The sequence below is a fragment of the Brevibacterium sp. FAM 24630 genome, from assembly GCF_049804075.1.
Classification (GTDB): domain Bacteria; phylum Actinomycetota; class Actinomycetes; order Actinomycetales; family Brevibacteriaceae; genus Brevibacterium.
This window is the reverse complement of record NZ_JBNBZD010000064.1, coordinates 1-756: the sequence shown is the minus strand read 5'-3', so window position 1 is coordinate 756 and position 756 is coordinate 1. Positions and strand designations below refer to the sequence as shown.

The following is a 756-nucleotide window of genomic DNA, read 5'->3' as shown; positions in this document are numbered from 1 at the left end:
CGATACAGACCTTCGGCAGCATCATCACTGACCGGCAGCAGCCCGATGTCGTCAACGATCACGAGATCGGCTCGCAACAGCCGCTGAACAGTCTTCGTCACCTGGTCATCAGGACGATGAGCACGAATGAGTCCGCCCAGATCTTCCAGCTTCAGCCAGGACACGCGTCCACCGCCGTCGATGACTTTCTGTCCCAGCGCTTCCAGGAAGAACGATTTGCCGGTTCCCGCGGGCCCACAGATGGCCAGGTTCTCCTTCCGCCCCACCCACTCCAGCGTCGACAGCGCCTGCTGTGTGGGTACAGGAATCGATGACACTTCCTCATCCCAGGACTCGAACGTCTTGCCCGTGGGAAACCCGGCCTGCTTCCGCCGGGTCGCTAACATCGCCGCCGATCGGCCACGAGATTCCTCGACTAACAATGCCCGCACGACCTCGACCGGCTCCCACCGTTGCGCTTTCGCCGTGGCCAACAACTCGGGGGCAAGACTGCGCGCATACGGCATCTTCAACCGTCGCATCAGCGCCTCGACCTCGGTATCAAGGACTGGCGCCTGGGCAGAGACAACCATCACAGCTCACCCCCGTCCGCAGTCGTCGACGGTGAGCTCATCGCCCGCCATCCCGCCGTCCCCTGCGCCAGGGACGCATCCTCACCCGCACTGCGACTGCCTTGATCAGCAACCCGGTGGGCCAGCAGCGACGCCACATCACCAGTGCCGAAGCGACCATAGGCAGCCGCCGTACCCAGGACCT

The 756-nt window shown here is 63.6% G+C and carries 1 protein-coding gene and 1 pseudogene; both read right to left on the bottom strand.

Annotated features, from left to right (window positions below):
- Nucleotides 1-572, bottom strand: a 572-nt coding sequence (locus ACPUD7_RS17720; RefSeq protein WP_425120647.1) for an ATP-binding protein, incomplete at its 3' end; no start/stop codon positions are given.
- Nucleotides 572-756 (bottom strand): annotated as a pseudogene (locus ACPUD7_RS17715) (hypothetical protein); the annotation flags it as partial. The pseudogene ACPUD7_RS17715 and the gene ACPUD7_RS17720, both read right to left, overlap by 1 nt.